Source organism: Streptomyces varsoviensis, from assembly GCF_000718635.1.
In the GTDB taxonomy this organism is placed as follows: domain Bacteria; phylum Actinomycetota; class Actinomycetes; order Streptomycetales; family Streptomycetaceae; genus Streptomyces; species Streptomyces varsoviensis.
This window is the reverse complement of the sequence record NZ_JOBF01000012.1, coordinates 149,342-173,791: the sequence shown is the minus strand read 5'-3', so window position 1 is coordinate 173,791 and position 24,450 is coordinate 149,342. Positions and strand designations below refer to the sequence as shown.

The window sequence follows — 24,450 nt, the reverse complement described above, 5'->3', positions numbered from 1 at the left end:
TCCCGCAGTTCTCCGTGCTCGCTCACGCGGCCACTCGCCCGGCGCTCTCGGCGGTGATGCCCTTGGTGGAGGCGATCACCTTGCGCAGCTTCTTCGAGAGGGCCTCATAGAACATGCTGAGCGGGAACTCGTCCGGAAGCACGTCGTCCACGAGCTTGCGCGGCGGCTGGTTCAGGTCGAGGGCGTCGGGGCCCTTGGCCCACACCGAACCGGGGTGCGGGGCGAGGTAGGTCGAGACCAGCTCGTACGCGGCGAACCAGTGGACGAGCTTGGGGCGGTCGATGCCGTCGCGGTAGAGCTGCTCGATCTCGCCGCACAGCTTGTTGGTGACCTGCGGTGCGCGGTCCCAGTCGATGTGCAGTGTGTTGTCCGTCCAGCGTACGACGTCGTGCTGGTGGAGGTAGGCGAAGAGGAGCTGGCCGCCGAGCCCGTCGTAGTTGCGGACCCGCTCGCCGGTGACGGGGAAGCGGAACATCCGGTCGAAGAGGACGGCGTACTGCACGTCGCGGCCCTGGCGGTAGCCGTCGGCCTCCAGCTTGACGGCCTCCCGGAAGGCGGTGAGGTCGCAGCGCAGCTCTTCGAGCCCGTACATCCAGAACGGCTGGCGCTGTTTGATCATGAAGGGGTCGAAGGGCAGGTCACCGTGGCTGTGGGTGCGGTCGTGGACCATGTCCCACAGGACGAACGCCTGCTGGCAGCGGTCCTGGTCGCCGACCATCTCCGCGATGTCCGCGGGCAGTTCGAGGCCGAGGGTCTCGACGGCGGACTCGGTGACGCGGCGGAAGCGGGCCGCCTCGCGGTCGCAGAAGATGCCGCCCCAGGAGAACCGCTCCGGGGCCTCGCGCACGGCGATCGTCTCCGGGAAGAGGACGGCGGAGTTGGTGTCGTAGCCGGCGGTGAAGTCCTCGAAGGTGATGCCGAGGTAGAGCGGGTTGTCGTAGCGGGTGCGCTCCAGCTCGGCCAGCCAGTCGGGCCATACGAGGCGCAGGACGACGGCTTCGAGGTTGCGGTCGGGGTTCCCGTTCTGCGTGTACATCGGGAAGACCACGAGGTGCTGGCGGCCGTCGACGCGCTCGGCGGCGGGCTGGAAGGCCAGCAGCGAGTCGAGGAAGTCGGGCACGGCGAAGCCGTCCTCGGCCCACCGGCGCAGATCGGCGACGAGGGCCGTGTGGTACGCGGCGTCGTGCGGGAGCAGCGGGGCGAGCTGCTCGACAGCCCCTATCACCCGCTCCACCTGGGCCACCGCCTCCTCGCCCGGTGGCGCGCCCGCCGCCTCGAAATCGATGGAGCCGTCCTTGGACTGCCAGGGGCGGATCGTCTCCACGGCCTCCTTGAGGGTGGACCAGGCCGGGTGCTCGACCACGCGCTCGGCGGTCGCCGCACCGGAGCCCGCGGCCGCGGACGTAAGCGTCTGTGTCATGACTGATCCCTCCACTGGAGAACCTGGCGTTAAGACACCGTATCCATGTGTCCTTCACCCACTCAAGGGGAGTCTCGATAAATTATCCTGTCGACCCCCCTATATCGCCGCTGTTTTTCCTGCGCGCATCGGTCCGCGGAACGGGTTCCGCCACTTCCGGCACAGAGGTAGGGGTTGCGGTATCCGGGTGAACGCGCAAGGGTCCGCCGACGCCGCCACGACCCCGGCGTCAGCGCCCGCGGGACTCGCCCACCCACGGGTGACGGGACCGGGCCGCCGCCCGCGCCCCGCCCCGTACGCGCCCCGGCGCCGCGCCGCCTCCGGGCCCCGAAGGCGCCCGCGCGTCCGCCCGTCGAGGCCCCCGGCCCCGCCGGCGGCCCCCATTAGGCTGCGGCCGTCCGCTCCAGCCACCGACGACGGAAGCGAGAGAGTTTTGCCTTTCCTCACGATCGGCCACCGCGGGGTGATGGGCGTCGAGCCCGAGAACACCCTCCGCTCCTTCGTCCGCGCGGACCGCGAAGGCATGGACGCCATCGAACTGGACCTGCATCTGAGCAAGGACGGCGCGCTCGTCGTGATGCACGACGCCGATGTCGGCCGCACCACCGACGGCGAGGGCCCCATCGCCGACCTCACCCTCGACGAGCTGCGCGGCCTCGACGCGGGGAGCGGCGAGCGCGTCCCTGTCTTCGAGGAGGTCCTGGAGGCCGTACGGGCGCCGATCCAGGCGGAGATCAAGGACGCGGCGGCGGCCCGCGCCCTCGCCGAGGTGCTGCGGCGGCGCGATGCGACCGGTCGCGTCGAGGTGATCTCGTTCCACGACGCGGCGCTCGCCGAGATCGCGAAGCTGCTGCCGGGCGTACGGACCGGGCTGGTCGCCCAGTACTACGGACTCGACGTGGTCGACCGGGCGAAGGCCGTGGGCGCCGGCCTGCTCGTACTGGACATCACCAGGCTGACCCTGGAGCTGGTGGGGCTCGCGCACGCCGCCGGGCTCAAGGTCATCGGCTGGGTCGTCAACACCCCCGAGCATCTGAAGCTCGCGCGCGGCCTCGGCCTGGACGGCGGCACCACCGACTTCCCGGAGATCAAGAACGCGGCGCGCTATACGGCATAGCCCCGCCCGCGTACGGCGGAGCCCCGCCCGCCGTATCCGGACTCACACGCCTTCCGCCGAACTGCCGTCGCCCCGGCCGGAATTCATGAACTGGCAACGTTCTTCCGCTATTCGGACGGTTGCCGAAATGATCTGGACAGACCCCGGTCGGCCTGCGAGTCTCCCGCCATGCCCGTCGCCAACCAGCACGTACGACTCGCCGCCACCGCCGCCGTCCTGCTGCTCACGGCGGTGGTCGGCTGCGCACCGCAGGACGAGGCCGACGCCTCCAAGTCCCCCGCGATGTCCAAGGAGACCTGTGCCAAGGGGAAGTTGACCACGCAGACGCCCGGCAAACTGACCGTCGGCACGGACAAGCCCGCCTACGCGCCCTGGTTCCAGGAGGACGATCCCGCGAGCGGCAAGGGGTTCGAGTCGGCGGTCGCGTACGCGGTGGCCGACCGGCTGGGGTACGGCCGGGACGACGTGCTCTGGCAGACGGTCCCCTTCAACAACGCCTTCGCGCCGGGCGCGAAGAAATTCGACTTCGACCTGAACCAGATCTCCATCAGCGACGAGCGGAAGAACGCCGTCGACTTCTCGTCCGGCTACTACGACGTCCGCCAGGCCGTCATCGCCCTCAAGGACTCCCCCGCCGCGAAGGCGAAGACCGTGGCCGACCTCCGAAAGGCCAAGCTCGGCGCGCAGGTCGGCACGACCAGCCTCGACGTCCTCACCGACATCGTGCGGCCCGAACGGCGGCCGGCCGTCTACCAGAAGAGCGACTTCGCCAAGACGGCGCTCAAGAACGGACAGGTCGACGCGATCGTCGTGGACCTGCCGACCGCCTTCTACATCACCTCCAGCGAGGTCCAGGACGCCGAGGTGGTCGGGCAGTTCGCGGACACCGGCGGCAGGACGGAGCAGTTCGGGCTCGTCCTCGACAAGGGCTCCCGGCTCACCCCGTGCGTCAGCGGCGCCGTGGACGCGCTGCGCCGCGACGGCACGCTCGCGCGGATCGAGAAGAAGTGGCTCTCCGAGGCCGTCGACGCGCCGGTGCTGAAATGAGCGCGCGAGAGGCCGTGGCGCGGGAGGAGCCCGGAGACCCCGAAGGGCCCGGGGAGCCGGGGAGATACGTGCCGTCGGCCCGGCGGATCGCGCGCGAGCGCTTCCACCGCACCCGGGCGCGCCGGGCGACGGCGATCGCGGCCGTCAGCTCGCTGGTGACCGCCGTGGTGCTCTACTTCGTGATCACCCGCTCCCCCGGCTGGCCGCGCACCCGCGACACGTTCTTCTCCGCCCATTACGCGCGCGAGGCGCTGCCCAAGGTGCTCGACGGGCTCTGGCTCAACGTCCGCCTGCTGGTGATCTGCGGCGCGTGCGTCCTCGCCCTCGGGCTGCTGCTCGCCGTCGCCCGCACCCTGCGCGGCCCGGTGTTCTTCCCGCTGCGCGCCCTCGCCACCGCGTACACCGACTTCTTCCGCGGCCTGCCGCTGATCATCTGTCTGCTGCTGGTGGTCTTCGGCGTTCCGGCGCTGCGGCTCCAGGGGGTGACCTCCAACCCCGTGCTGCTGGGCGGCGCGGCGCTCACGCTGACGTACTCCGCGTACGTCGCCGAGGTCTTCCGCGCGGGCATCGAGTCCGTGCATCCGAGCCAGCGCGCGGCCGCCCGCTCGCTGGGCCTGTCGGCCGGCCGGACGCTGCGCTACGTGGTGCTCCCGCAGGCCGTGCGGCGGGTGGTGCCGCCGCTCCTCAACGACCTGGTGTCGCTCCAGAAGGACACCGGGCTGGTGTCCATCGCGGGGGCGGTGGACGCGGTGTACGCGGCGCAGATCATCACGGGCAAGAGCTTCAACTACACGCCGTACGTGGTCGCGGGGCTGATCTTCGTGGCGCTGACCATCCCCATGACCCGCTTCACGGACTGGATCACGGCCCGCACGGACCGCCGCCGGGCGCAGGGAGGGATCGTATGACCGAGCCGGAGCCGGTCCGGACGGCCGAGCCGGACAGAGCGGGCGCTTCGGACCGTACGAGCGCGTCGCACCGTACGGGCACGTCGGACCGTACGAGCACGTCGGGCCGTACGAGCACGTCTGACCGTACGAGCACGTCTGACCGTACGGACGGGGAGGCGGGCCGCACCTCCGAGACCTCCGAGCCGGTGCTGCGGCTGGAGGCGGTGCGCAAGAGCTTCGGCCGGTCGGTGGTGCTGCGCGATGTGGATCTGGAGGTGCCCTCGCACACCGTGACCGCGCTGATCGGCGCGTCCGGCTCCGGCAAGTCCACGCTGCTGCGCTGCGCGAATCTGCTGGAGGAGATCGACGACGGCGCGATCTTCCTGGACGGCGAGGAGATCACCGACCCGCGCGTCGACCCGGACGCCGTGCGCCGCCGGATCGGCGTGGTCTTCCAGGCGTACAACCTCTTCCCGCACATGACCGTGGAGCAGAACATCACGCTCGCCCCGCGCCGGGTGCACGGCGTCTCCCGCGAGGCGGCGCGGGAGCGGGCGCGCGAGCTCCTGGAGCGGCTCGGCCTCGCCGACAAGGCGGGCGAGTATCCGGACCGGCTCAGCGGCGGCCAGCAGCAGCGCGTCGCGATCGTACGGGCGCTGGCCGCCCGCCCCCGGCTGCTGCTGCTCGACGAGATCACCGCGGCGCTCGACCCGGAGCTGGTGGGCGAGGTGCTGGGGGTGGTGCGCGACCTCAAGGAGGACGGCATGACGATGGTGCTGGCCACCCATGAGATGGGGTTCGCCCGGGAGGTCGCGGACCAGGTGTGCTTCCTGGACGGCGGGGTGGTGCTGGAGCGCGGAACGCCGCAGGAGATCTTCGGCGCGCCCCGCCAGGAGCGGACCCGGCGCTTCCTGCGCCGGATCGTCGCGGCGGGCCGGCTGTAGGCGAGCAGGAGGGCCCTGGCCCGCCCGGCGGCTCAGGCCAGCGGCTTGACCAGCAGCTCGAAGGCGAGGTCGGCGCGGCGCGGGATGCCGAACCGCTCGTCGCCGTACGGGAACGGCGTCACCTCGCCGGTGCGCTCGTAGCCCCGGCGCTCGTACCAGGCGATCAGGTCGTCGCGCTGCCGGATCACCGTCATGCGCATCTCGCGCGCGCCCCACTCGGCGCGCGCGAACCGCTCCGCCTCCGCCATGACGGCCTTGCCGAGGCCGCCGCCCTGCCGCGCGGGGCGCACCGCGAACATGCCGAAGTAGGCGTGGTCGCCGCGGTGTTCGAGCTGGCAGCAGGCGACGAGCGCGCCGTCCCGCTCGGCCAGCAGCAGCCGGCCGTGCTCGGCGTCGAGGACGGCGGCGACGCCCTCGGGGTCGGTCCGCTGCCCGTCCAGGAGGTCCGCCTCGGTGGTCCAGCCGGCGCGGCTGGCGTCGCCGCGGTACGCCGACTCGATCAGCTCCACGACGGCCGGGATGTCGGCCCGCGCGGCGATCCGGAAGTCCGGCGCCGAGGCCGGGTCGGAAGCCGGGGCGGCCTCGGCGGTGCGGCTCTGTGCGGCGTCCATGCGGTGGGGTCCTCTCCGTACGATCTTGCGCGGCGTACGAGTCCGTACGATCTTTTCGCGGCGTACGAGCCTAACCCGGAGGCGGTGCGTAGGGTCGCGGGCATGGTTCACGTACTCAGCAGCAGGACTCTCCTGCGGCCCACCGACCCGGACCGCTCCCGCGCGTTCTACGGCACGGCGCTGGGGCTGGCGGTGTACCGGGAGTTCGGTACGGGCCCCGAACGCGGCACGGTCTACTTCCTGGGCGGGGGCTTCCTCGAACTCTCCGGCCGCTCCGACGAGCCGCCCGCGCCCGGCATGCGGCTGTGGCTCCAGGTGGCGGACGTCGCGGCGGCCCACGACGAGCTGGTACGGGCCGGGGTCGAGGTCCTGCGGCCGCCGGTGCGGGAGCCCTGGGGGCTCGTGGAGATGTGGGTCAGCGATCCCGACAGGGTGCGGATCGTGCTGGTGGAGGTGCCGGAGGACCATCCGCTGCGGTTCCGCGCCTGATCCCCGTACCGCCCGGCCCGCCGCCCGGCCCGCCGCCCGGCCCGCTGTCCGGCCCCCGCCGACCCGCTGTCCTGCTCGTCGCCCTACCCGCTGTCCGGCTCACCGTTCGCGAGGCGTCCCCGTCCGGGGGCGCCTTCGCCGTTTCCTCCCGGTCGAACCCTTCGTTAGGCCATCCGGGTGAATGGCCGCAGCCTTCCAGGCGGGCCCGCTCCGAGATGAGTACCGGCGATCAGGCTAAAGAGCGATCCGATTTGCCTAAAAGCTTTAGGCAAATGCATAGTGGGTTCTGGCAAACGAGAGGACCGATATGGCACGCATAGGGCTGACCGCGGAACGCCTGACCCAGGCCGGAGCGGAGCTGGCCGACGAGGTCGGCTTCGACCAGGTGACCGTTTCGGCGCTCGCCCGGCAGTTCGACGTCAAGGTCGCGAGTCTCTACTCGCACCTGAAGAACTCCCAGGACCTCAGGACCAAGATCGCCCTGCTCGCCCTGGAGGAACTCGCCGACCGGTGCGCCGCCGCACTGGCCGGCCGGGCCGGCAAGGACGCCCTCACCGCCTTCGCCAACGTCTACCGCGACTACGCCCGGGAACACCCCGGCCGCTACACGGCGGCCCAACTCAGGCTCGACGACGAGACCGCGGCCGCGAGCGCCGGGGTCCGGCACGCGCAGATGACGCGGGCGATCCTGCGCGGCTACGACCTGGCGGAACCGGACCAGACCCACGCGGTCCGGCTGCTGGGCAGCGTCTTCCACGGCTACGTCAGCCTGGAGTCGGCCGGCGGGTTCAGCCACAGCGCCCCCAACTCGCAGGAGTCCTGGTCGCGGCCCAAGTACGTCCAGTACGCGGGCCTCCGGCCGGCACGCCGAGAGCACGCACCGGACGCCGCTCCTTCACCCACGGAGATCCATCAGAAACGCCCTAGGCCCGGCCCCGTACCGCCCCGAGACCGCCCCGAGCCCCCGCCCGCGCGGCCGGCGGGCGCGACCGAAGAGCCCGCACCCCTGAACGACACGACCGACAGGTTGGCACCATGAGCACCGAGCACGACTGGATCACCACCCCCATCACCGAGGAGCTGCTGCGCGGCGCCCTCGATCTGGAGCACACCGAGCACGGCGTGCTGCCGCACCGACTGCCCGCCTGGGCCCGCGCCCAGAACACGGACGGGCAGCTCGCCATGGCCGAGTCCCAGCCCTCGGGCATACGGCTGGCCTTCCGCACCCGCGCCACCGCCGTCGAGCTGGAGACCCGGCCCACCAAGCGGATCTACGTGGGCGCGCCGCCCCGCCCGGACGGCCTGTACGACCTCGTCGTCGACGGCGCCCCGGCCGGACAGGGCAGCGTGCCGGGCGGCAACGCCCTGACCATCGACATGGCGGCCGGCACCGCCGAACAGCGGACCGGCGCGCCCGGCACCCTGCGCTTCGACGGCCTCTCCGGCGGCGCCAAGGACATCGAGATCTGGCTGCCGCACAACGAGACCACCGAACTCCTCGCGCTGCGCACCGACGCCCCCGTCGAGCCCGCGCCGGACCACGGCCGGCGGGTGTGGCTGCACCACGGCAGCTCGATCAGCCACGGCTCCGACGCCGCGAGCCCCACCACCACCTGGCCCGCGCTGGCCGCCTCGCTCGGCGGCGTGGAACTGGTCAACATGGGCTTCGGCGGCGGCGCGCTGCTCGACCCGTTCACCGCCCGCGCGATGCGGGACACCCCCGCCGACCTGATCAGCGTCAAGTTCGGCATCAACATCGTCAACGCCGACCTGATGCGGCTGCGCGCCTTCGGCCCGGCCGTGCACGGCTTCCTCGACACCATCCGCGAAGGCCACCCGGACGCCCCCCTGCTCGTTCTCGCGCCCATCCTGTGCCCCATCCACGAGGACACCCCCGGCCCCTGTGCCCCGGACTTCAGCGGGGTCGCCGAGGGGCGCATCCGGTTCCGGGCGACAGGCGACCCCGCCGAGCGGGCCGCCGGGAAGCTGACCCTGAACGTCATCCGGGACGAACTGAGCCGCGTGGTGGAGCAGCGGGCCGCCGCCGACGCGAACCTGCACTACCTCGACGGGCGGGACCTCTACGGCGAGGCGGACTACGCCGAGCTGCCGCTGCCCGACGAGCTCCACCCGGACGCCGCCGCGCACCGCCGCATCGGCGAGCGCTTCGCGGCTCTGGCCTTCGCCCCCGAGGGCCCGTTCGCCGCCGACGGCCCCTTCGCCGCGGATGGCCCCTCCCCCGCCGACCGCGCCTGAGCGGCCCGTTTCTGACGGTCGCTGACCTGACGGGCGGCCGGCGCGTGCCGTACGGCCCCGGGCGCCGCCCCCGCCCGCGCACCGTCCCCGATGCGGCGATCACCGCCGCCGCGCTCCCCCATTACGTCCGTGCGCCGCTTGCGTGCGTACGGCGGTGGGCATCTTCCGGGCATCCGTGAGGGGTGTCCCCAGGGAGGTGTGCCGTGCATGGACCACCGCTGGTCGGCTGGCTGTTGGTGACGCTGTGCGCGTTGACCGGCGCGTACTGCCTGGTGCGGATACGGGGCGCGGCCGAGCGCCGCCGGGCCACGGGCGGCGACGCGCTGATGGGGCTGGGCATGGCGGTGATGGCGGTGCCCTCGGGGGTGCTCGATCAGCGGCCGTGGGGGCCGCCGCTGTTCGGCCTGGTCTTCGGCGCGGCGGGGCTGCGGGCGCTGCTGCTGTCCCGGGGCACCATCGCGCAGGCGCATCATCTGCACCACGCCGTGGGCGCGTTCGCGATGGTCTATATGGCGCTCTCGATGACGGGCGGCGCCGCCGGGCCCGCGCACCACGCGGGCGGGCACGTGCCGGCGGGCACGCCGCTGCTGACCGGGTTGCTGATGGTGTACTTCGCGGTGTACGTCGTACGGACCGTGGCGCGTCTGGTGCCGGCGGTGGCCATCGCCACGGGCGAGCTGCCGCTGCCGGGCCGGGCCGAACTGACCAACGCGTGCAGGCTGTCGATGGGCATCGGGATGCTCGCGATGCTGCTCACCCTCTGAGGGCCGCTCGCCCCGCCGGACGCGTATCGCCGTCTGCCGCGAGCCCTTGAATACCAGCAGGCGATCACGGTCGCCGGGGCCCGTTCATGGTGACCGAGTACACCCGAGTGGCATGCGTCACTTCCCGCGCGGGACCGTACCCGGGGTGGACGCGCCCTCATAGGCTGACGGCCATGATGGTCCCGCTCGCACTGCTGGTCCTCGGCGGACTGGTCGCGGCGATGGCGCCGCGCGTGCTGACCCGTTCCGACTGGCCCGATCGCGAACCCGTACTGGCCCTGTGGGTATGGCAGTGCGTGGTGGTGGCCGTGCTGCTCTGCTGCGCGCTCGCGATGGCGCTGAGCGCCGCGTCGGCGTGGGACGCCGTGCGCGGCAACGTCTTCGCGCCCGCGCCACGCGGAGTGGTGGAGGCTTACGCGCTCACCGCGTACGGGCCGTGGGCCGCGCCGGTGGCCGTCGCCCTCGCCTGCGGCGCGATGTGGACCGCCGCGATGCTGACGCGCGAGATCCGCGGGGCCCGCGCCCGCCGCAAGCAGCGCCGCGCCGAGTTGCTCGTACGCTCGCCGCTGCTGCCCGGCGAGGAGGCGGGCGCGGACCGCCTGGTCGTCCTGGAGGGCGACCGGCCGGACGCCTGGTGGCTGCCGGGCGGTGCCGCCGCCCAGTTGGTGATCACGACGGCGGCGCTGCGGCGGCTCAAAGGGTCGCAGTTGGACGCGGTCCTCGCGCACGAGCAGGGCCACGCGCGCGCCCGCCACGACTGGCTGCTGCACTGCTCTTCGGCGCTGGCCGCCGGGTTCCCGCAGGTGCCGGTGTTCGCGGGGTTCCGCGATCAGGTGCACCGGCTGGTCGAGTTGGCCGCCGACGATGTCGCCTCGCGGCGCTTCGGTCGGCTGACGATCGCGCTCGCGCTCGTCCAACTCAACGAGGAGCGCGGGGTGTTCGGGCCCTGCCCGAACCAAGTGGCGCAGGTCCCCCAGCGCGTTCACCGACTGCTGTCGGCCGCCCCCCGGCTGACGGCGGGCCGACGCCTGCGGCTGACGGCGGCCGCCGCGCTCGTTCCCGTCGTGCCGCTGCTGGTGGCGTTCATGCCGGGGCTGAGCGCGCTGCGGTAGCGCCGTGACCGGCGCTGTTCACCCGGAATGAGCGTTCGTCCGGGGCGTGGCGGCCGCGAGGCGGCCGGGGGCGCCTCCCCCTGCGGCTGGGAGCGTCCGTGCCGGACGGCGCGGCGGGGTGACGCCTGCCGGGAGGGGCGCCGGCGGCGAGGCCGGGCCAGGGGGCGGGGCCTGCTGGCACGCGCGCTACGGCAGGGGCGGCGAGGCCGGGCCAGGGGCTGGAACGTGCTACGGCAGGGGGCGGCGAGACCTGCTGGCGCGCGAAGCGCAGTGCGACAGGACGGTCGGCCCCGGCGCGGGACGCACCACGACAGGGCGGGGGCCGCCCGAGCACGGCACGCACTGCGAGAGGGCGGCCGGCGCGGCGCGGGGCGCGCTGCGATGGTCTGCGGCAAGGGGCGGGGCGCGCCACGGCGGTCGACGAGCGGGGTCGGAGCGTACCTGGGGTGGGCGAGCCGCGCCGTTGGCGGGCGGCATCGCGATAGCGGGCGGCTGCGGAATCGGCGACGATCTGCGCATGTCCGTTCCGCTCCCGCCGCCTGCCGGGCGTGCTACGCCGCCGGATTGTCCGCGTGCTCGGTGCGCGGCGCGCTGTCTGCGCGCGGGCGCGCTGCTCGCCGCCGTGTCGGCGGTGCTCCTGACGCTGGTCGCGCTGGAGTGGGGGCCGCTGGTGTCGCTGGACCGGTCGGTGGCCGACGTGCTGCACCGGGTGGCCGTCGGGCAGCCCGGCCTCACGCGGGCCGCGCGCGTGCTCACGGACTGGGTGTGGTCGCCCACCGCGATGCGAGCGGCACTGCTCGCGGTCGGGGCCTGGCTCGTATGGCGGCGCGAACTCCCGCTCGCGCTCTGGGCGGCGGCCACGGCCGCCCTGGGCACGGTCCTCCAGCAGGGCCTGAAGGCCGCGGTGGACCGCCCGCGCCCGCACTGGCCGGACCCGGTGGACTCCGCGCGCTACGCCGCCTTCCCCTCCGGCCACGCCCTGACGGCGACCGTGGTGTGCGGCCTCCTGGTATGGCTGCTGGCCCTGCACGGCACCCGCAGCACATGGCTCGGAACCGCCACGGCCGCCGCGGCCGTCTCCGTCGCCGGCGTGAGCCTCACCCGGGTCTACCTGGGCGTGCACTGGCTCTCCGACGTCGTCGGCGGCGCGCTCTTGGGGGCAGCGCTGCTGATGGGGGCGGTGGGCGCGTACGGGCTTGGGGTGTGGCGACGAGGCTAGCGACGCCGACGAGGGCGAGGAGGGAGGGAAGCCAGCGCCCGTTGTCCTGACGGCACGTCAGGACAACGGGCGCGAGGCAGTACGCGCGCCCTGCGCCCCCGACCCCTCTCCCGTGGCGTTCACATGGCGCCCAGGAGCGCGGTTTCGACGGCCTTGTGAAGGGCGGCGGACGTCGGCGGGGTGCCCTTGCGGTCGGCGAAGAGCATGTGGGCGGTGCCGATGAGCATGGGGGCGAGGGTGTCGATGTCGGCGTCGGGGGCGATGCGGCCGAGTTCGCGTTCGGCGGCGAGGTAGGCGGCGATCATGGCGGTGGCCTCGGTCAGCAGCGGGATGCCGGTCGGGGTGGTGCGACGGAGGCGGGCGCGCAGGTCGTCTCGGGAGGTGACGAGGCCGACGATGGCCACGGCGACCGACTCGAAGAGGTCCGTGAGCGCCGCGGTGAGGTTGTCCGCGACGGCGCCGTCGCCCGCGCGGGCGCGCAGGGCGGCGGTCCGGGCGTCGAGGCGGGCGACGCGGTCGAGCACGAGGGCGGCGAGAAAGGCGTCGAAGTCGGCGAAGTGCCGGTGCAGCACACCCTTGGCGCAGCCGGCCTCGGCGGTGACCGCCCGGCTGGTCAGCGCGCTCGGACCGTCCCGGAGCAGGACGCGTTCGGCGGCGGCGAACAACTGCTCCCGCACATCCTGGATGGCTACGCCGGTCGGCACCGTGGATCTCCTCCTCGCCTCGTACGCCCGCCCGCGTTGACGAGTGGGCAGACGCCCACTCATAGTGGGCACATGCCCACTGTACCCGCGGGGCAGTCGCCCCACCCTGCCCCCGAACCCCACGAGCACCGCGAGATGGCGGAGTCCTTCGGCGTGGACGCCGAGCGCTACGACCGCGCCCGGCCCCGCTACCCCAAGGCCCTGATCGACCGGACTGTCGCCGCCTGCGCCCGTACGGCCAAGGGCCCCGACCGCGCCCCTGATCACCCGCCCCGGGTTCTCGACGTCGGCTGCGGTACGGGCATCGTGACCCAGCAGTTCGCGGCGGCCGGCTGCGAAGTCCTCGGCGTCGACGCCGACGCCCGGATGGCGGAACTCGCCCGGCGGCACGGGCTCCCCGTCGAGGTCGCCGCGTTCGAGGCGTGGGACCCGGCCGGCCGGGAATTCGACGCGGTGGTCGCCGCGCAGGCGTGGCACTGGGTGGACCCGGTCGCGGGCGCGGCCAAGGCCGCGCGGGCGCTGCGGCCGGGCGGCCTGCTCGCCGCCTTCTGGAACGCGGGCGGGCTGCCGCCCGGGCTCACGGAGGCTTTCACCGAGGTCTACGAGCGCGTCCTGCCCGGTTCGCTCGCCGCCCGCCAATGGTCGGCCTCGACCGACGACGCCTACGCGGCGCTGTGCGCCAAGGCCGCCGACGGCATACGGGAGGCGGGCGCGTACGGCGAGCCGGAGGAGTGGCGATTCGACTGGGAGTGGACGTACACGCGGGACGCGTGGCTGGATCTGCTCCCCACCACCGGCCCCCACACCACGCTGCCGCCCGAGCGGCTGGCGGAGGTGCTGGCGGGCGTCGGCGCCGCCGTGGACGCGGTGGGCGGCGGCTTCACCATGCGGTACACCACGGTGGCGGTCGCCGCGGTACGGACCGGCGGGGCGTGAACCGTGCGGCCGGCCCGCACGGCCCGGAACCCGGCCCAGGCCAGGCCAGGCCGGTGCGGACCGCCGTGCGGCACCGGCACCCCCATCCGGAAATAGTTCAAGCTTCATTCATGTTGGCGGGGAGGAAAGGAGCGACGACCATGACGCGGTTCCCGAACTTCACCCCGGCCACCCCCTTCTCCCCCGCCGAGGAGTACGAGCGCGCCCACCTCTACATCGAGGCCAAGGACTACGCCGAGGCCGCCCGCATCCTGACGCCCGTCGTCGAGCAGGCGCCGGACCACCTCGCGGCCCGGCTGCTGCTCGCCCGCGCGTACTACCACTCGGCCCAACTGGGCCGGGCCGAGGCGGAGCTGCGGCGCGTCCTGGAGCGCGACCCCGTCGAGGCGTACGCCCATCTGATGCTCGGCCGCACCCTGGAGCGGGCCGGCCGGGCGGCCGAGGCGGCGCCGCACCTGCGGCTCGCCGCCGCCATGAACGGCGACGAGGCCCCCACGCCGCGCCGCGTCCTGCACACCGTCCGTACGGACTGACAGGCTGCGCGCCCCTGCCGGGCGCGGAGCGCGCACGCCCGCCCAGCCCCGGCGCCGGGGGAACCGCGCCGCCCCCGCGGGCCCGGTTCCCCCGCGCTACCCCTGTCCGTTCACCCGCCGCGGCGCGAGGTTCGGCGGAGTGTCGGCGGGCGGTACGCCGAGCGTCCAGTCGAGCTCGTACCGCTGGAAGAGTTCGGCCCGCAGCCGGGACGCCGGCATCGGGGCGCCCGGCAGCAGCACCGCCACCACCGCCCCCATCAGCAGCGCCCGCAGCAGCCGGTAGTCGGTGTCCGGGTCGGCCGAACCGTAGCTCACCACCGTGTCGCGGAGCAGCGTCGCGAGCCGCTGTTGCTCCGGGCACTGGATGAAACCTTCCGCCTGGAGGATGCCCGCCATGTGCGTACGCATCAGCAGCGGATGATCCCGGGCGAGCCCCAGGATCGCGTCGATGGCCCGCGCGAGGAGTTCGCGTCCGTCCTCGGTCCGCGGCTCCCGCTCCAGCCCGGCCGCCAGTTCCAGATGCATCAGGCGGTGCACGGCGGACTGCAGGAGCTGCCGCTTGCCGGGGAAGTAGTACGACACCAGGCCGCGCGCGGCCCCCGCCCGGTCGGCGATGTGCGCGAGCGTGGTCGCCTCGTACCCGCGTTCGCCGACGAGCTCGACCGTCGCCTGCAAAAAACGTTCACGGGAACGGCGGCGTAACTCCTCATTGACCGACGCGCTGCGCGGGACCATGCTGTAACTCCTGCGTTGACTGGCTCCGAGCCAATATACTCAGAGGGCATCCGGCCCACCCGCCCCCCTGAGCAGGCGCAGTCCGGTATCTCCGTCGATTTCGGGCGACGCGGGGGATCGCCCGAAATCGGCGGTCTTTTGTCGTGCGCGGCCCTCCGTCAAGGGCCGCGCCGCCGACGGCGCCGGCGGCCAATTCGCCTTCTCGCCACGGCCGGCGGCTCACCCGACGAGGTCGAGCACGCGGCGGAGCGCGTCGGGCCGTTCCGCCGGGGGCAGTTTGTCCACCAGGTGTACCGCGCAGCCGATCGCGGCCGCCCCGGCGTCGGCGTACGGGTCGTCGCCGACCATGAGGGTGTCGCCGGGCGCGAGCCCGAGCGCGTCGCAGGCCGCCTGGAAGAGCCGCGCGCCGGGCTTCTGCACCCCGTGCTCGTACGACAGCACGTACGCCTCGATGTCGCCGTCCAGTCCGTGCGCGCGGAAGACGGGGCGCAGGTCCCAGCCGACGTTGCTGACCACGGCGGTACGGACGCCCCGGCGCCGCAGCTCGCCCAGCACCTCGGCGGCGTCCGGGTACGGCTGCCAGGCGGCGGGCTCCTTGTGCCGCACGTACAGCGCCTCGTACAACTCGGGGTTCGGCAGCGGCACTTGGCGCGCCAGGCCCAGGTAGGCGACACGGTGCAGGTTCGCGTCCTCGTCGCGCCGGGCCCACGCGTCGGCCAGCCGCGCGGGGACGGCACGCGGGGTCGAGCCGCCGGGCAGCGCGCCCGCCTCGTCCAGCAGCCGCGCGAGCCGGTCCAACTCCTCCTCGTCGACGTGGGTTTCGGTGGCGCGCAGCGCGGCGCGGAGCCAGGACCGCGCGGTCTCGACGTGCAAGAGGGTGCCGGAGAAATCGAACAGGACGCCTTTGACAGTCATGTCGCCCAGTCTCCCCCGCCCGGCGGCGGCGACGGCGCCAACGGCGCGCGGGGCGGCGGGCGCCGGACCGAACCGGCCCGTCGGCCCTCGGCACGCTCCCCGGCGGGGCGGCCGTCAGCACGCCCCGCCGGCAGGCGAGAACGGCACCGGGCCGGCGGCCCGCCCCTGCTACGCACCCGCCGCCCCCTTCGCCTCCCCCGCCTCCGCCGCCTCCCGCCGCGCCTTCGCCTCGCGCTGCGGGACGACCGTATAGACCGGGTCCTCCGCCGAGGCGATGCCCGCGGCAAAGACGCCGAGCCGGGTGCAGGCCGATCCCGCGAGCAGGGCGAGTCCGCCCGCGACCGCCGCCGGGCGGCTCTTCCCGCCCGCGAGGGCCGCCGTGGCCGCCCCGGCCCCGATGAGCCCCCGCGCACAGCGCAGCAGCCTGCCGGCCTTCCCCTCCCGGTAGGTCTCGGCGACCATGCCGAGCCGCCGCTCGGTGGCCTTGGTCGCGCCGAGGTCGGCCAGGGTGGCCAGCGCGGCCGCGCAGCGCGCCGGGCCGCTCTCCCGTGCCGGGGCCACGACCAGGGCCATGCCCGCGGCGGCGGCCGTCGCCGACGCGGCGAAGAGGTACGGGAGTTCGCGGTGGGCGCCGTGCCAGGCGGGGACGGCGGTGTCCGCGGCCAGTACGGCGGTGTACGTGGCGACGGCGGGCCCGAGCAGCGCCGCGGCGGCGGTCGCGGCGGCTCCGGCGCGCGGCACGCGGCCCGTGACCGCGCACAGGGCCGCCGCGCCGGCCGCGGGCCCGTAGGCCGACAGCAGCCATGAGCCGACGCTCATCGGCGAGGTCGGCTTGAGGACGCGGAGCATGTAGGGGAACCGGCCGGGGCGGCCGAGGTCGTTGATGAGCGCGGCGGTGGAGAGGGAGATGGCCGCGAGCGAGGAGACCTTCATGGCCCGCGCCGTCGTGGTCCGTCCCGTCAGGTGCGCCCCGGCGGCCAGCACCGAGCCCGCGCCCGCGAGGCCGCCGAGGAAGAAGTACCCGGCGATGTCACGGGCGGCCCAGGCCGGGGCCTTGATCACGGGACGTCCGTAGTAGGAGCGGAACTCGGCTCGCGGGACCATCAGTTCCTCGCCCTTGCCCCTGCCCTTGCCGCCTTTTCCGCCAGTGCGAGTCATCGCCGCCCCCTCCCTCGTCGCGTCAGTGCCGGGAGCGCGTACGAGGCGGCGAAGGCGCCCGCCAGCGACAGCGCCGCCGCGCCCGCGTGCCGCCACATCGCGGGCAGATCGCGGGTGGTGACCTGGGGGTCCGGTGGCAGTCCGTACACCTCCGGCTCGTCGAGGAGCAGGAAGAACGCACCGTCGCCGCCCACCCCGTCGGCGGGGTCGTCGCCATAGAGCCGGGCGTCCTCGACGCCCGCCGCGTGCAGTTGGTCCACGCGCAGCGCGGCCCGTTCACGCAGTTCGTCGAGGGGGCCGAACTGGATGGACTCGGTGGGGCACGCCTTCGCGCAGGCCGGTTCCTGGCCCGCGCCGAGCCGGTCGTAGCACAGGGTGCACTTGAAGGCGCGGCCGTCGGAGGACCGCTGCTCGATGACGCCGTACGGGCAGGCGGGCACGCAGTAACCGCAGCCGTTGCAGATGTCCTCCTGGACGACGACGGTGCCGAACTCCGTGCGGAACAGCGAGCCGGTGGGGCAGACGTCCAGGCAGGCGGCGTGCGTGCAGTGTTTGCAGACGTCCGAGGACATCAGCCAGCGCAGGTCGCCGCCCTCGCCCCCGGCCGCCGGGGCGGTCGCGGCGCGTTGGTCGGTGAGCGGCAGCTCCGTACGGCCGTCCGGGACGGGCACGGAGCCGGGGCCGGGGCCGGGGCTGCCGGAGGGAGCCGACGGAGCCGGCGGCGCCGACGGAGCCGTCGACGGTTGTTCGATGAAGGCGACGTGCCGCCAGGTCGAGGCGCCGAGCCCTTCCGTGTTGTCGTAGGACATGCCGGTGAGCGACAGCCCGTCCTCGGGGATGGCGTTCCACTCCTTGCACGCGACCTCGCACGCCTTGCAGCCGATGCAGACGGTGGTGTCGGTGAAGAAGCCCACGCGGGGCGGTGCGTCCAGGTGGCCGGCGTCGCCCGCCGGATCGGGTTCCGGTCCACTGAGCAGACGGCCGGTCATACGGGTCGCTCCATTCCGGTGCGGTCGGTGATCCCCGCGCGCCGCCGGTACCCGGCGACCAGGCGGGGCAGGTCCGGGCCGCGCGGGCGGCGTCCGGGCCGGATGTCGGCGGTCAGCGCCTTGTCCTCCTGGATATGGGAGTTGGGGTCGAGGGCGATGGCGACCAGCTCGTTCGCGGCGTCGCCGGTGACGGTGCCGTTGGGGCCCCAGTGGAAGGGCAGGCCGATCTGGTGGACGGTCCGGCCGTGCACGGTCAGGGGCTTCAGCCGGTCGGTGACCAGGACGCGCGCCTCGATGGCGTTGCGGGCGGTGACGATCGTCGCCCAGCCCGCGTGTTCCAGGCCGCGTTCCGCCGCGAGCCCCGGCCCCACCTCGCAGAACAGCTCGGGCTGCAATTCGGCCAGGTAGGGCGTCCAGCGGCTCATGCCGCCCGCCGTGAAGTGCTCGGTCAGCCGGTAGGTGGTCAGCACGTACGGGAAGACGTCGGCGCCCGGCTCGTCGCCGCTGGGGTGGTAGCGGTTGCCGTCCGTCGGATAGAGGCGGCGGGTCGGCGAGCGCCGCCAGGCGGGGTGCAGGAGGTTGGGGAACGGCGAGTCCTGCGGCTCGTAGTGGGTGGGCAGCGGCCCGTCGAGCAGCCCGGCCGGCGCGTACAGCCAGCCCTTGCCGTCCGCCTGCATGATGAACGCGTCGTCGCCGCGCAGCGCGTCGGGGCCCGTCGCGTCCTCCGGCGGCACATGGCCGGGCGGCCGGTCGGGGACGAAGTCCGGCACGTCGTGGCCGGTCCACCGCCCGTCGTCGCCGTTCCACCACACGTACGCCTTGCGCTCGCTCCACGGCGCGCCGTCGGGGGCGGCGGAGGCCCGGTTGTAGAGGATGCGGCGGTTCGCAGGCCACGCCCACGCCCAGCGCGCGGCGACCCAGTCCTGCTCGGTGTGCGGGGTGCGCCGGGCGGCCTGGTTGACGCCGTCCGCGTAGACGCCGCAGTAGATCCAGCAGCCGCACCGCGTGGACCCGTCGTCCTTCAGCTCGGTGTACGCGGCGAGCGGCGCGCCGTCCGGGCCATGCCCGTTGATCTCGGCCAGCACGGCCTCGGCCACGGGCTCCTCCAGTGCTCCCTCCACCGGATAGTCCCAGGTCAGATCCTGCACCATCCGGTCCATCGGGTCGTCGGACGAGGCCAGGAGGGCCTTGACGCGGCGGCCGAGGTGGTACATGAACCACAGGTCGCTGCGCGCGTCGCCCCGGGGTTCCACGGCCGCGTGGTGCCACTGGAGCCAGCGGTTGGTGTTGGTGAACGAGCCGGACTTCTCCGTGTGGGCCGCCGCCGGGAGGAAGAAGACCTCAGTGCCGATGTCGCCCGTACGCAGCTCCCCGGTCTCGATCTCGGGGCCGTCGCGCCACCAGGTCGCCGACTCGATGAGGGAGAAGTCCCGGACCACCAGCCAGTCCAGGGCGGCCATGCCGAGCCGCTGGAGCCGGGTGTTGGCGGAGCCGACGGCGGGGTTCTCGCCCATCAGGAAGTAGCCCTTGCACTCGCCGTTCAACTGGGCGAGGACGGTGTCGTACGTGCTGTGCGAGCCGGTGAGCCGCGGCAGGTGGTCGAAGCAGAAGTCGTTCTCGGGCGTCGCCGCGTCGCCGTAGTAGGACTTGAGCAGGCTCACGAAGTACGCCCGCATGTCGCCCCAGAACCCCTTGTCCGTGCGGCTCGCCGTGACGAACGCGTCCAGGTCCTCGTGGGTGTGGGCGTGCGGCATCGGCAGATAGCCGGGCAGCAGGTTGAAGAGGGTGGGGATGTCGCTGGAGCCCTGGATGGAGGCGTGGCCGCGCAGCGCCTGGATGCCGCCGCCCGGCCGGCCGATGTTGCCGAGCAGCAGTTGCAGCACGCTCGCCGCCCGGATGTACTGCGAGCCCACGGTGTGCTGGGTCCAGCCGACCGCGTAGACGAACGCGCTGGTCCGCTCGCGCCCCGAGTTCTCCGTCAGCGCGTCGCAGACCTGCCTGAAGGTCTCCTTCGGCACCCCGCAGACCCGCTCGACCAGTTCGGGCGTGTAGCGGGCGTAGTGCCGCTTCAGGATCTGGTACACGCACCGGGGGTGGCTCAGCGTGGGGTCGCCGGGGGCCTGGGCGTCGGCCTGGGGTCCGCCCGAGCCGTGCGTCTCGGCGTGGCCCGCGGGGTCTCCGGTCGCCCGCGCGTTGCGCAGCCGCTCGTCGTGCAACTGCTCCACGTCCCCGGCCGGCGCCTGCACCTCGGCGCCCTCGTACTGCCAGCTCTCCGGGTCGTACGCGCCCTGCTCGGCGTCGAATCCGGAGAAGACGCCGTCGAGGTCCTCGGTGTCCCGGAAGTCCTCGCCGACCAGCGTGGCGGCGTTGGTGTACGCGAGGACGTACTCCCGGAAGTCCTTCTCCTCGGTCAGCACGTGGTTGATGATCCCGCCGAGGAAGGCGATGTCGCTGCCGGCCCGGATGGGCACGTGCAGATCGCTCAGGGCGCTGGTGCGGGTGAAGCGGGGGTCGACGTGGATGATGCGCGCGCCGCGCGCCTTGGCCTCCATCACCCACTGGAAGCCGACCGGATGCGCCTCGGCGAAGTTGGAGCCCTCGATGACGATGCAGTCCGCGTGCTGGAGGTCCTGCATGAAGGTGGTCGCGCCGCCGCGCCCGAAGGACGTGCCGAGCCCGGCGACGGTGGAGCTGTGGCACACCCGCGCCTGGTTCTCGACCTGGACCACGCCGAGCCCCGTCAGCAACTTCTTGATCAGGTAGTTCTCCTCGTTGTCCAGCGTCGCGCCGCCGAGGCTGGCGATGCCGAGCGTACGGGCGACACGCCGCCCCTCCCGCTCCCACTCCCAGGTCTCCCGACGGGTCGCCACCACCCGCTCGGCGATCATGTCCATGGCCGTGTCGAGGTCCAGCGGCTCCCAGTCGCTCGCGTACGGGCGCCGGTACAGCACCTGGTGACGGCGGGAATCACCGGTCGTGAGCTGGAGCGTCGCCGACCCCTTGGGGCACAGCCGGCCCCGGCTGACGGGCGAGTCCGGGTCGCCCTCGATCTGCGTGACGCGCTCGTCCCGCACGTAGATCTGCTGGCCGCAGCCGACGGCGCAGTACGGGCAGACCGATTTCACGACCCGGTCCGCGGCGCTGGTGCGGGCGCGCAGCGCGGCGCTCCGGGGGGACATCGCGGCGCGCCCCCGGCCCAGTGGGTCCGCGCCGGTCGCCTGCCGGTAGGCGGGCCAGGCGCGGATTCTCGTACGTATCCCCATGGGCTCTCCCACGCGTCGTCGACTCGTGCTCCGGTGCGGGCGGTGTGACCGAGGCCGTGTATCCAAGGTCGTGCCTGCCGGCTCCAGGTGCCCTTCGGCAGCGCGTTCACTCGGCCGATCGGGGAATTTACGGCGATTTTGTGGGTGAGAAAGGCGGGGAGACGGCCCGGCCGTCTCCCCGCCCCGCGCGGCCGGTCCGTCCGCTGTCAGCTCCCCGCCCGGCGCGGCCGATGAGTCCGCTGTCAGCCGGCCACGGGCTCCTCGGGACCGTGGAACGCGAACAGGCCCGGCGCGGTCAGCCGGTCGAAGCAGTCGAGGAGCTGTTCCGGCCGGTCGGACACGGCGATGACGTCGGTCAGGTAGTTGGCGCTGCCCCGCTCCGGGGAGAGGCGCGCGCCGACCTCGTGCGGCACGACGGCCTCACGGACGCCGGGAATCGCGAGTATCTCGGAGGTCGAGGGCACTCGGGACAGGACCACGGGCCGGTCGGGCGGCTGCGGTATCAGCCAGCCGGCGTAACGGTGCGGTTCGGGTGCGGCGGGCAGTCCCCCGCCCGTCGCCACGGCCGCGGTGGCCGCCACAAAGTCGTAACCGGCGCTGTGGTGCAGCATCTCGACAGCCCCGCCGCCGATCCGGCAGTTCACCTCGATCGCCATCGGGCCCTCCGCTGTGAGCTTGAACTCGGTGTGGACCGCGGAATCGGTGAGGCCGAGGGCCTCGACGGCGGCCGTCGCGCACGCCTCGATCTCCCGGACCCGCTCTGTCGGCAGCACCGAGGGGAGCATGCTGCCGTTCTCGCGGAAGGGCGGCGACAGCGGGAACTTGTCGGTCACCGCGAGATGCGTGACCCGTCCGCGCCGCACGATGGACTCGACGCTGACGTGGTCGCCGTACCGCGCGTCCGGGTACCACTGGGAGCCGATGAGCCGCTGTTCCAAGATGAACAGGGGCCGCGCGCCGCCGCGCGGGTCGTTCACGTACGCCTGGCACGCCTGCGCCCAGATCTCGTCCAGGTCGTCGTCCGCGTCCACCGCGTGGGTGGCCATGCTGCCGGCTCCGACGACGGGCTTCAGCACCGCGGGCAGCCCGACCGTGTGCCGGGCCTCGTGGAACTCCTCCGCCGTGCGCACCTCGGCGAACCGGGGTACGGGCACGCCCGCCGCCCGGAACGCGGCCCGCTGCCGGGTCTTGTTGCGCAGGACGGGCAGCGACTCGCGCGGGTTGCCCGGCAGGCCCAGTTCCGCGGCGGCGGTGTGCGCCTCGACCACCGGGATCTCGCTGAACGCGACGATGCCGTCCGCCGAGTGCCGCTTCGCGTACTCCACGGTGTAGTCGGTGAGGTCGGCGTCGGCGGGCACACCGACGTGCGCGCACCACGAGTCGAAGGTGCGCACGCGCCGCTCGTGGGCGGCGGGGTCCGGGCCGGGGCGCCACAGGACGTGGACGTCGTAGTCGGGGCAGAGCCTGGACAGGTACCAGTCCGGCGTGGGGCCGCCGGGGCCGTCGATGATCACGAGGGTGGGGTGGGGCATGTGGGGGGCTCTCATCGGTCGAATCGGGGATGCGGAACCGGCAGCCGGAGGGCCGCTGGTGGGGAAGGAACGGCGGAGACGGGACGGAACGCGGCGGGACGCGACCGTAGGCCGACGGTGGGGTGGGGGCTCCGAGCGGTCGTGCGGCGTGTGAAACTCATGGAGCTCCGGTGGCTACGGGCCGGGGAGACGACGCTCAGGGAGCGGCGGGGAGTCTCAGGTCGACGCTGTCGTCGAGGCGCCGGAAGCCGACGCGCTCCAGCATGCGGCTGGACCGGACGTTGCCCACGGTCACCGACGCCCCCAGGTCGGAGAGCCCGTGCTCGGCCGCCGCGGTGACCGCGTACCGCAGCAGCGCGGTGCCGAGGCCGCGCCCGCGCGGCGCGGGGTCTCTGAAGATCTCAGTGATCCAGGGCCGCTCCAGGGCGTGGACGGCGAGCACCGCGACGGGGCCCCGGGCGTCCACGGCCACCGCGCTGAAGGGCAGCGTCGGTCCCAACAGTTCACCGCGCCACAGGCTCGCGAGGGCCGCGACCCCGTCGGCCGCCCGCTCGTAGCGCTCCCGGTCGGGGTGGCCGGCGGCGTACGCGGCCAGCCACAGCTCTTCCAGGTGCTCCGCCGGCACCTCAGCCGCCGGGCGCAGGCGGAGCGGGGCGGGGAGCGCCGGGTGCGGCCACCCGGGGTCGGGAGGCTGTACGGCCAGGTCCCGGCCGTAGCGGTGGGCCCGGCGCTGGACTTCGGCCCCGGCGTCGGCCAGCGGGGCGGCCAGGGTGTCGTCGGTGACCACCAGCCAGCCGGGCAGCTCCCGCAGCAGCAGGTCGGCGGCCGCGGCGGGCGTACCGGCCTCGATCCGTACGGCGGTGGCGCGCGGATGGCCGCGCCACTCACCGGCACGGAAACCGACGCGTGTCGATCCGTCGGCGGACCGCAGTGACGTGCGGTCCTCACGGCCCGGTGAACCGTTCACCGTTCCCGTCCCGTCATGCCGTTGTCCTCCGCGCCCGACGTCCTGTGCCACGCCGCTCCCTGACTCCATGTGCTGTGCACCTCGTGTCGCGCGCACTCGTGCCCCGTGCGCTCCGCGTTCCGTTCGGGCCCGCCGAATCCGCTGCTCAGCAGGGGCTCGGGCAGGCCCGCGCCCAGCATCACATTCATAGGCCACACACTTCAAACGATCTTGGAAATCCAGAGAATCACGGCCGGATCACGTCGTCGCACGCCCACGAAGCCGACCCGAGGCAGCAGTTCGGGAGATGTCGGCAGACGTCAGGAGGGACCGGGAGCAGCCCGGCGACTGCCGCGTTCCAGTACGTACACCCCGGGCGAACAGCATCATTTGAGGACGTACCCCGCCGGCGCCCGGCCATGATCGAGGCGCGGACACGCGACCGGACGCGGCGATTCCAGCCGCGCGGCGATGGCCGAAACGCCGCTCTTCAAGCTGGGGTATATCGTGATCGGTTCTAGAACACCGCACCGCATGCCGTCACGCCTCGCGCTTCGGGGTACCACTTACAGACGGGGCACCGCCCGTTGACCTTTGGTACTGGACAGTCACAGCCCATCTTGGCTTTGCCCTTCCACATGACCGCACGACGCACAGACCCAGAACAAACCGTGGGTATCGGCTTGCTGCCACATGGTCCGACGACAACGGGGGCAACCCGTCGTATGGATACCGAATGGGCCTATGTGCGGCGGGTCAGGTGTGGAGTGGGCGTATTCGATGATCTGGGCTCGGACCCGGCTGTCCGTCGTGGCTGCCATCCTCAGCAAACGCGCGGCGCGAGAACGAGCTTCTTCGGCGAAGTCGGTC

The 24,450-nt window shown here is 73.4% G+C and carries 22 protein-coding genes and 1 pseudogene; 12 read left to right on the top strand and 11 right to left on the bottom strand.

Translation table 11 applies throughout. The annotated features are described in order from the left end of the window. Window positions 1-22: 22 nt before the first annotated feature. Entirely contained in the window at window positions 23-1,420 is a 1,398-nt protein-coding gene (locus IF55_RS18110) for a DUF6421 family protein (protein WP_030882900.1), read from the bottom strand. A 433-nt stretch (window positions 1,421-1,853) separates the two neighbouring features. On the opposite strand from IF55_RS18110, the gene IF55_RS18105 reads away from it, so the two are divergent. The 4 genes from IF55_RS18105 (at window position 1,854) to IF55_RS18090 (ending at window position 5,418) form a co-directional block, all read left to right on the top strand. Continuing rightward, entirely contained in the window at window positions 1,854-2,537 is a 684-nt protein-coding gene (locus IF55_RS18105; RefSeq protein ID WP_030882898.1) for a glycerophosphodiester phosphodiesterase, read from the top strand. A 168-nt stretch (window positions 2,538-2,705) separates the two neighbouring features. Beyond that, complete coding sequence (locus tag IF55_RS18100) at window positions 2,706-3,584, top strand: ABC transporter substrate-binding protein (protein WP_030882895.1); 879 nt, start codon at window positions 2,706-2,708, stop codon at window positions 3,582-3,584. Continuing rightward, window positions 3,581-4,492 carry an amino acid ABC transporter permease gene (locus tag IF55_RS18095; protein WP_030882888.1) on the top strand — a complete coding sequence of 304 codons (912 nt, stop codon included), beginning with the start codon at window positions 3,581-3,583 and terminating at the stop codon, window positions 4,490-4,492. Before IF55_RS18100 ends, IF55_RS18095 begins: the two co-directional genes overlap by 4 nt. Further along, window positions 4,489-5,418, top strand: a complete 930-nt coding sequence (locus tag IF55_RS18090) for an amino acid ABC transporter ATP-binding protein (protein WP_342668319.1) — start codon at window positions 4,489-4,491, stop codon at window positions 5,416-5,418. The genes IF55_RS18095 and IF55_RS18090 overlap by 4 nt, the downstream gene beginning before the upstream one ends. Before the next feature lie 32 nt (window positions 5,419-5,450). Here IF55_RS18090 and IF55_RS18085 read toward each other — a convergent pair whose 3' ends face one another. Further along, window positions 5,451-6,029: a GNAT family N-acetyltransferase gene (locus tag IF55_RS18085; RefSeq protein ID WP_078644630.1), complete on the bottom strand. Its 579-nt coding sequence runs from the start codon at window positions 6,027-6,029 to the stop codon at window positions 5,451-5,453. Between the two features lie 102 nt (window positions 6,030-6,131). Between IF55_RS18085 and IF55_RS18080 the strand changes: the two genes are divergently transcribed. The 6 genes and pseudogenes from IF55_RS18080 (at window position 6,132) to IF55_RS18055 (ending at window position 11,869) form a co-directional block, all read left to right on the top strand. Beyond that, window positions 6,132-6,518: a VOC family protein gene (locus IF55_RS18080; RefSeq protein ID WP_030882867.1), complete on the top strand. Its 387-nt coding sequence runs from the start codon at window positions 6,132-6,134 to the stop codon at window positions 6,516-6,518. A gap of 307 nt (window positions 6,519-6,825) precedes the next feature. Further along, a pseudogene (locus IF55_RS18075) lies at window positions 6,826-7,347 on the top strand (TetR/AcrR family transcriptional regulator); the annotation flags it as partial. 206 nt (window positions 7,348-7,553) lie between these two features. After that, window positions 7,554-8,774: a GDSL-type esterase/lipase family protein gene (locus IF55_RS18070; RefSeq protein WP_048832128.1), complete on the top strand. Its 1,221-nt coding sequence runs from the start codon at window positions 7,554-7,556 to the stop codon at window positions 8,772-8,774. A gap of 203 nt (window positions 8,775-8,977) precedes the next feature. Continuing rightward, window positions 8,978-9,538, top strand: a complete 561-nt coding sequence (locus IF55_RS18065) for a DUF5134 domain-containing protein (protein ID WP_030882861.1) — start codon at window positions 8,978-8,980, stop codon at window positions 9,536-9,538. 173 nt (window positions 9,539-9,711) lie between these two features. Beyond that, a complete protein-coding gene (locus tag IF55_RS18060; RefSeq protein WP_030882858.1) occupies window positions 9,712-10,650 on the top strand; it encodes a M56 family metallopeptidase in 939 nt (312 codons plus the stop codon). A 517-nt stretch (window positions 10,651-11,167) separates the two neighbouring features. Then, entirely contained in the window at window positions 11,168-11,869 is a 702-nt protein-coding gene (locus IF55_RS18055; RefSeq protein WP_030882856.1) for a phosphatase PAP2 family protein, read from the top strand. Window positions 11,870-11,988: 119 nt separating this feature from the next. Here IF55_RS18055 and IF55_RS18050 read toward each other — a convergent pair whose 3' ends face one another. Then, window positions 11,989-12,573 carry a TetR/AcrR family transcriptional regulator gene (locus IF55_RS18050; RefSeq protein ID WP_030882853.1) on the bottom strand — a complete coding sequence of 195 codons (585 nt, stop codon included), beginning with the start codon at window positions 12,571-12,573 and terminating at the stop codon, window positions 11,989-11,991. Between the two features lie 72 nt (window positions 12,574-12,645). Here IF55_RS18050 and IF55_RS18045 point away from each other — a divergent pair, with 72 nt between their 5' ends. Then, window positions 12,646-13,509: a class I SAM-dependent methyltransferase gene (locus IF55_RS18045; RefSeq protein WP_030882850.1), complete on the top strand. Its 864-nt coding sequence runs from the start codon at window positions 12,646-12,648 to the stop codon at window positions 13,507-13,509. Window positions 13,510-13,649: 140 nt separating this feature from the next. Next, window positions 13,650-14,042, top strand: coding sequence for a tetratricopeptide repeat protein (locus IF55_RS18040; RefSeq protein ID WP_037964881.1), 393 nt, complete (start codon window positions 13,650-13,652; stop codon window positions 14,040-14,042). 96 nt (window positions 14,043-14,138) lie between these two features. On the opposite strand, the gene IF55_RS18035 is transcribed toward IF55_RS18040, so the two are convergent. From IF55_RS18035 to IF55_RS18000, 8 genes are all read right to left on the bottom strand, one after another. Then, a complete protein-coding gene (locus tag IF55_RS18035) occupies window positions 14,139-14,777 on the bottom strand; it encodes a TetR/AcrR family transcriptional regulator (RefSeq protein WP_037964875.1) in 639 nt (212 codons plus the stop codon). 219 nt (window positions 14,778-14,996) lie between these two features. Further along, window positions 14,997-15,692, bottom strand: coding sequence for an HAD family hydrolase (locus IF55_RS18030; protein WP_030882841.1), 696 nt, complete (start codon window positions 15,690-15,692; stop codon window positions 14,997-14,999). 168 nt (window positions 15,693-15,860) lie between these two features. Further along, the gene (gene nrfD, locus IF55_RS18025) at window positions 15,861-16,850 is read right to left on the bottom strand and encodes an NrfD/PsrC family molybdoenzyme membrane anchor subunit (RefSeq protein ID WP_030882838.1); all 990 of its coding nucleotides are present in this window, start codon (window positions 16,848-16,850) and stop codon (window positions 15,861-15,863) included. Next, on the bottom strand, window positions 16,847-17,839 hold the full coding sequence (locus IF55_RS18020; protein ID WP_030882837.1) for a 4Fe-4S dicluster domain-containing protein: 993 nt from the start codon (window positions 17,837-17,839) through the stop codon (window positions 16,847-16,849). Before IF55_RS18020 ends, nrfD begins: the two co-directional genes overlap by 4 nt. Then, the gene (gene fdh / locus IF55_RS18015) at window positions 17,836-21,102 is read right to left on the bottom strand and encodes a formate dehydrogenase (protein ID WP_030882835.1); all 3,267 of its coding nucleotides are present in this window, start codon (window positions 21,100-21,102) and stop codon (window positions 17,836-17,838) included. Before fdh ends, IF55_RS18020 begins: the two co-directional genes overlap by 4 nt. Before the next feature lie 242 nt (window positions 21,103-21,344). Further along, window positions 21,345-22,634: an ATP-grasp domain-containing protein gene (locus IF55_RS18010; RefSeq protein ID WP_048832127.1), complete on the bottom strand. Its 1,290-nt coding sequence runs from the start codon at window positions 22,632-22,634 to the stop codon at window positions 21,345-21,347. A gap of 196 nt (window positions 22,635-22,830) precedes the next feature. Next, a complete protein-coding gene (locus IF55_RS18005; protein WP_048832126.1) occupies window positions 22,831-23,601 on the bottom strand; it encodes a GNAT family N-acetyltransferase in 771 nt (256 codons plus the stop codon). Next, a complete protein-coding gene (locus tag IF55_RS18000) occupies window positions 23,598-23,789 on the bottom strand; it encodes a hypothetical protein (protein WP_030882829.1) in 192 nt (63 codons plus the stop codon). The genes IF55_RS18005 and IF55_RS18000 overlap by 4 nt, the downstream gene beginning before the upstream one ends. Window positions 23,790-24,450 lie beyond the last annotated feature (661 nt).

Coding starts and splice junctions, on each gene's coding strand:
- IF55_RS18110 (WP_030882900.1), bottom strand. CDS start 1,420: ATGACACAGACGCTTACGTCCGCGGCCGCGGGCTCCGGTGCGGCGACC.
- IF55_RS18100 (WP_030882895.1), top strand. CDS start 2,706: ATGCCCGTCGCCAACCAGCACGTACGACTCGCCGCCACCGCCGCCGTC.
- IF55_RS18095 (WP_030882888.1), top strand. CDS start 3,581: ATGAGCGCGCGAGAGGCCGTGGCGCGGGAGGAGCCCGGAGACCCCGAA.
- IF55_RS18090 (WP_342668319.1), top strand. CDS start 4,489: ATGACCGAGCCGGAGCCGGTCCGGACGGCCGAGCCGGACAGAGCGGGC.
- IF55_RS18085 (WP_078644630.1), bottom strand. CDS start 6,029: ATGGACGCCGCACAGAGCCGCACCGCCGAGGCCGCCCCGGCTTCCGAC.
- IF55_RS18080 (WP_030882867.1), top strand. CDS start 6,132: ATGGTTCACGTACTCAGCAGCAGGACTCTCCTGCGGCCCACCGACCCG.
- IF55_RS18070 (WP_048832128.1), top strand. CDS start 7,554: ATGAGCACCGAGCACGACTGGATCACCACCCCCATCACCGAGGAGCTG.
- IF55_RS18060 (WP_030882858.1), top strand. CDS start 9,712: ATGATGGTCCCGCTCGCACTGCTGGTCCTCGGCGGACTGGTCGCGGCG.
- IF55_RS18055 (WP_030882856.1), top strand. CDS start 11,168: ATGTCCGTTCCGCTCCCGCCGCCTGCCGGGCGTGCTACGCCGCCGGAT.
- IF55_RS18045 (WP_030882850.1), top strand. CDS start 12,646: ATGCCCACTGTACCCGCGGGGCAGTCGCCCCACCCTGCCCCCGAACCC.
- IF55_RS18040 (WP_037964881.1), top strand. CDS start 13,650: ATGACGCGGTTCCCGAACTTCACCCCGGCCACCCCCTTCTCCCCCGCC.
- IF55_RS18035 (WP_037964875.1), bottom strand. CDS start 14,777: ATGGTCCCGCGCAGCGCGTCGGTCAATGAGGAGTTACGCCGCCGTTCC.
- IF55_RS18030 (WP_030882841.1), bottom strand. CDS start 15,692: ATGACTGTCAAAGGCGTCCTGTTCGATTTCTCCGGCACCCTCTTGCAC.
- nrfD (WP_030882838.1), bottom strand. CDS start 16,850: ATGACTCGCACTGGCGGAAAAGGCGGCAAGGGCAGGGGCAAGGGCGAG.
- IF55_RS18020 (WP_030882837.1), bottom strand. CDS start 17,839: ATGACCGGCCGTCTGCTCAGTGGACCGGAACCCGATCCGGCGGGCGAC.
- fdh (WP_030882835.1), bottom strand. CDS start 21,102: ATGGGGATACGTACGAGAATCCGCGCCTGGCCCGCCTACCGGCAGGCG.
- IF55_RS18010 (WP_048832127.1), bottom strand. CDS start 22,634: ATGCCCCACCCCACCCTCGTGATCATCGACGGCCCCGGCGGCCCCACG.
- IF55_RS18000 (WP_030882829.1), bottom strand. CDS start 23,789: ATGAATGTGATGCTGGGCGCGGGCCTGCCCGAGCCCCTGCTGAGCAGC.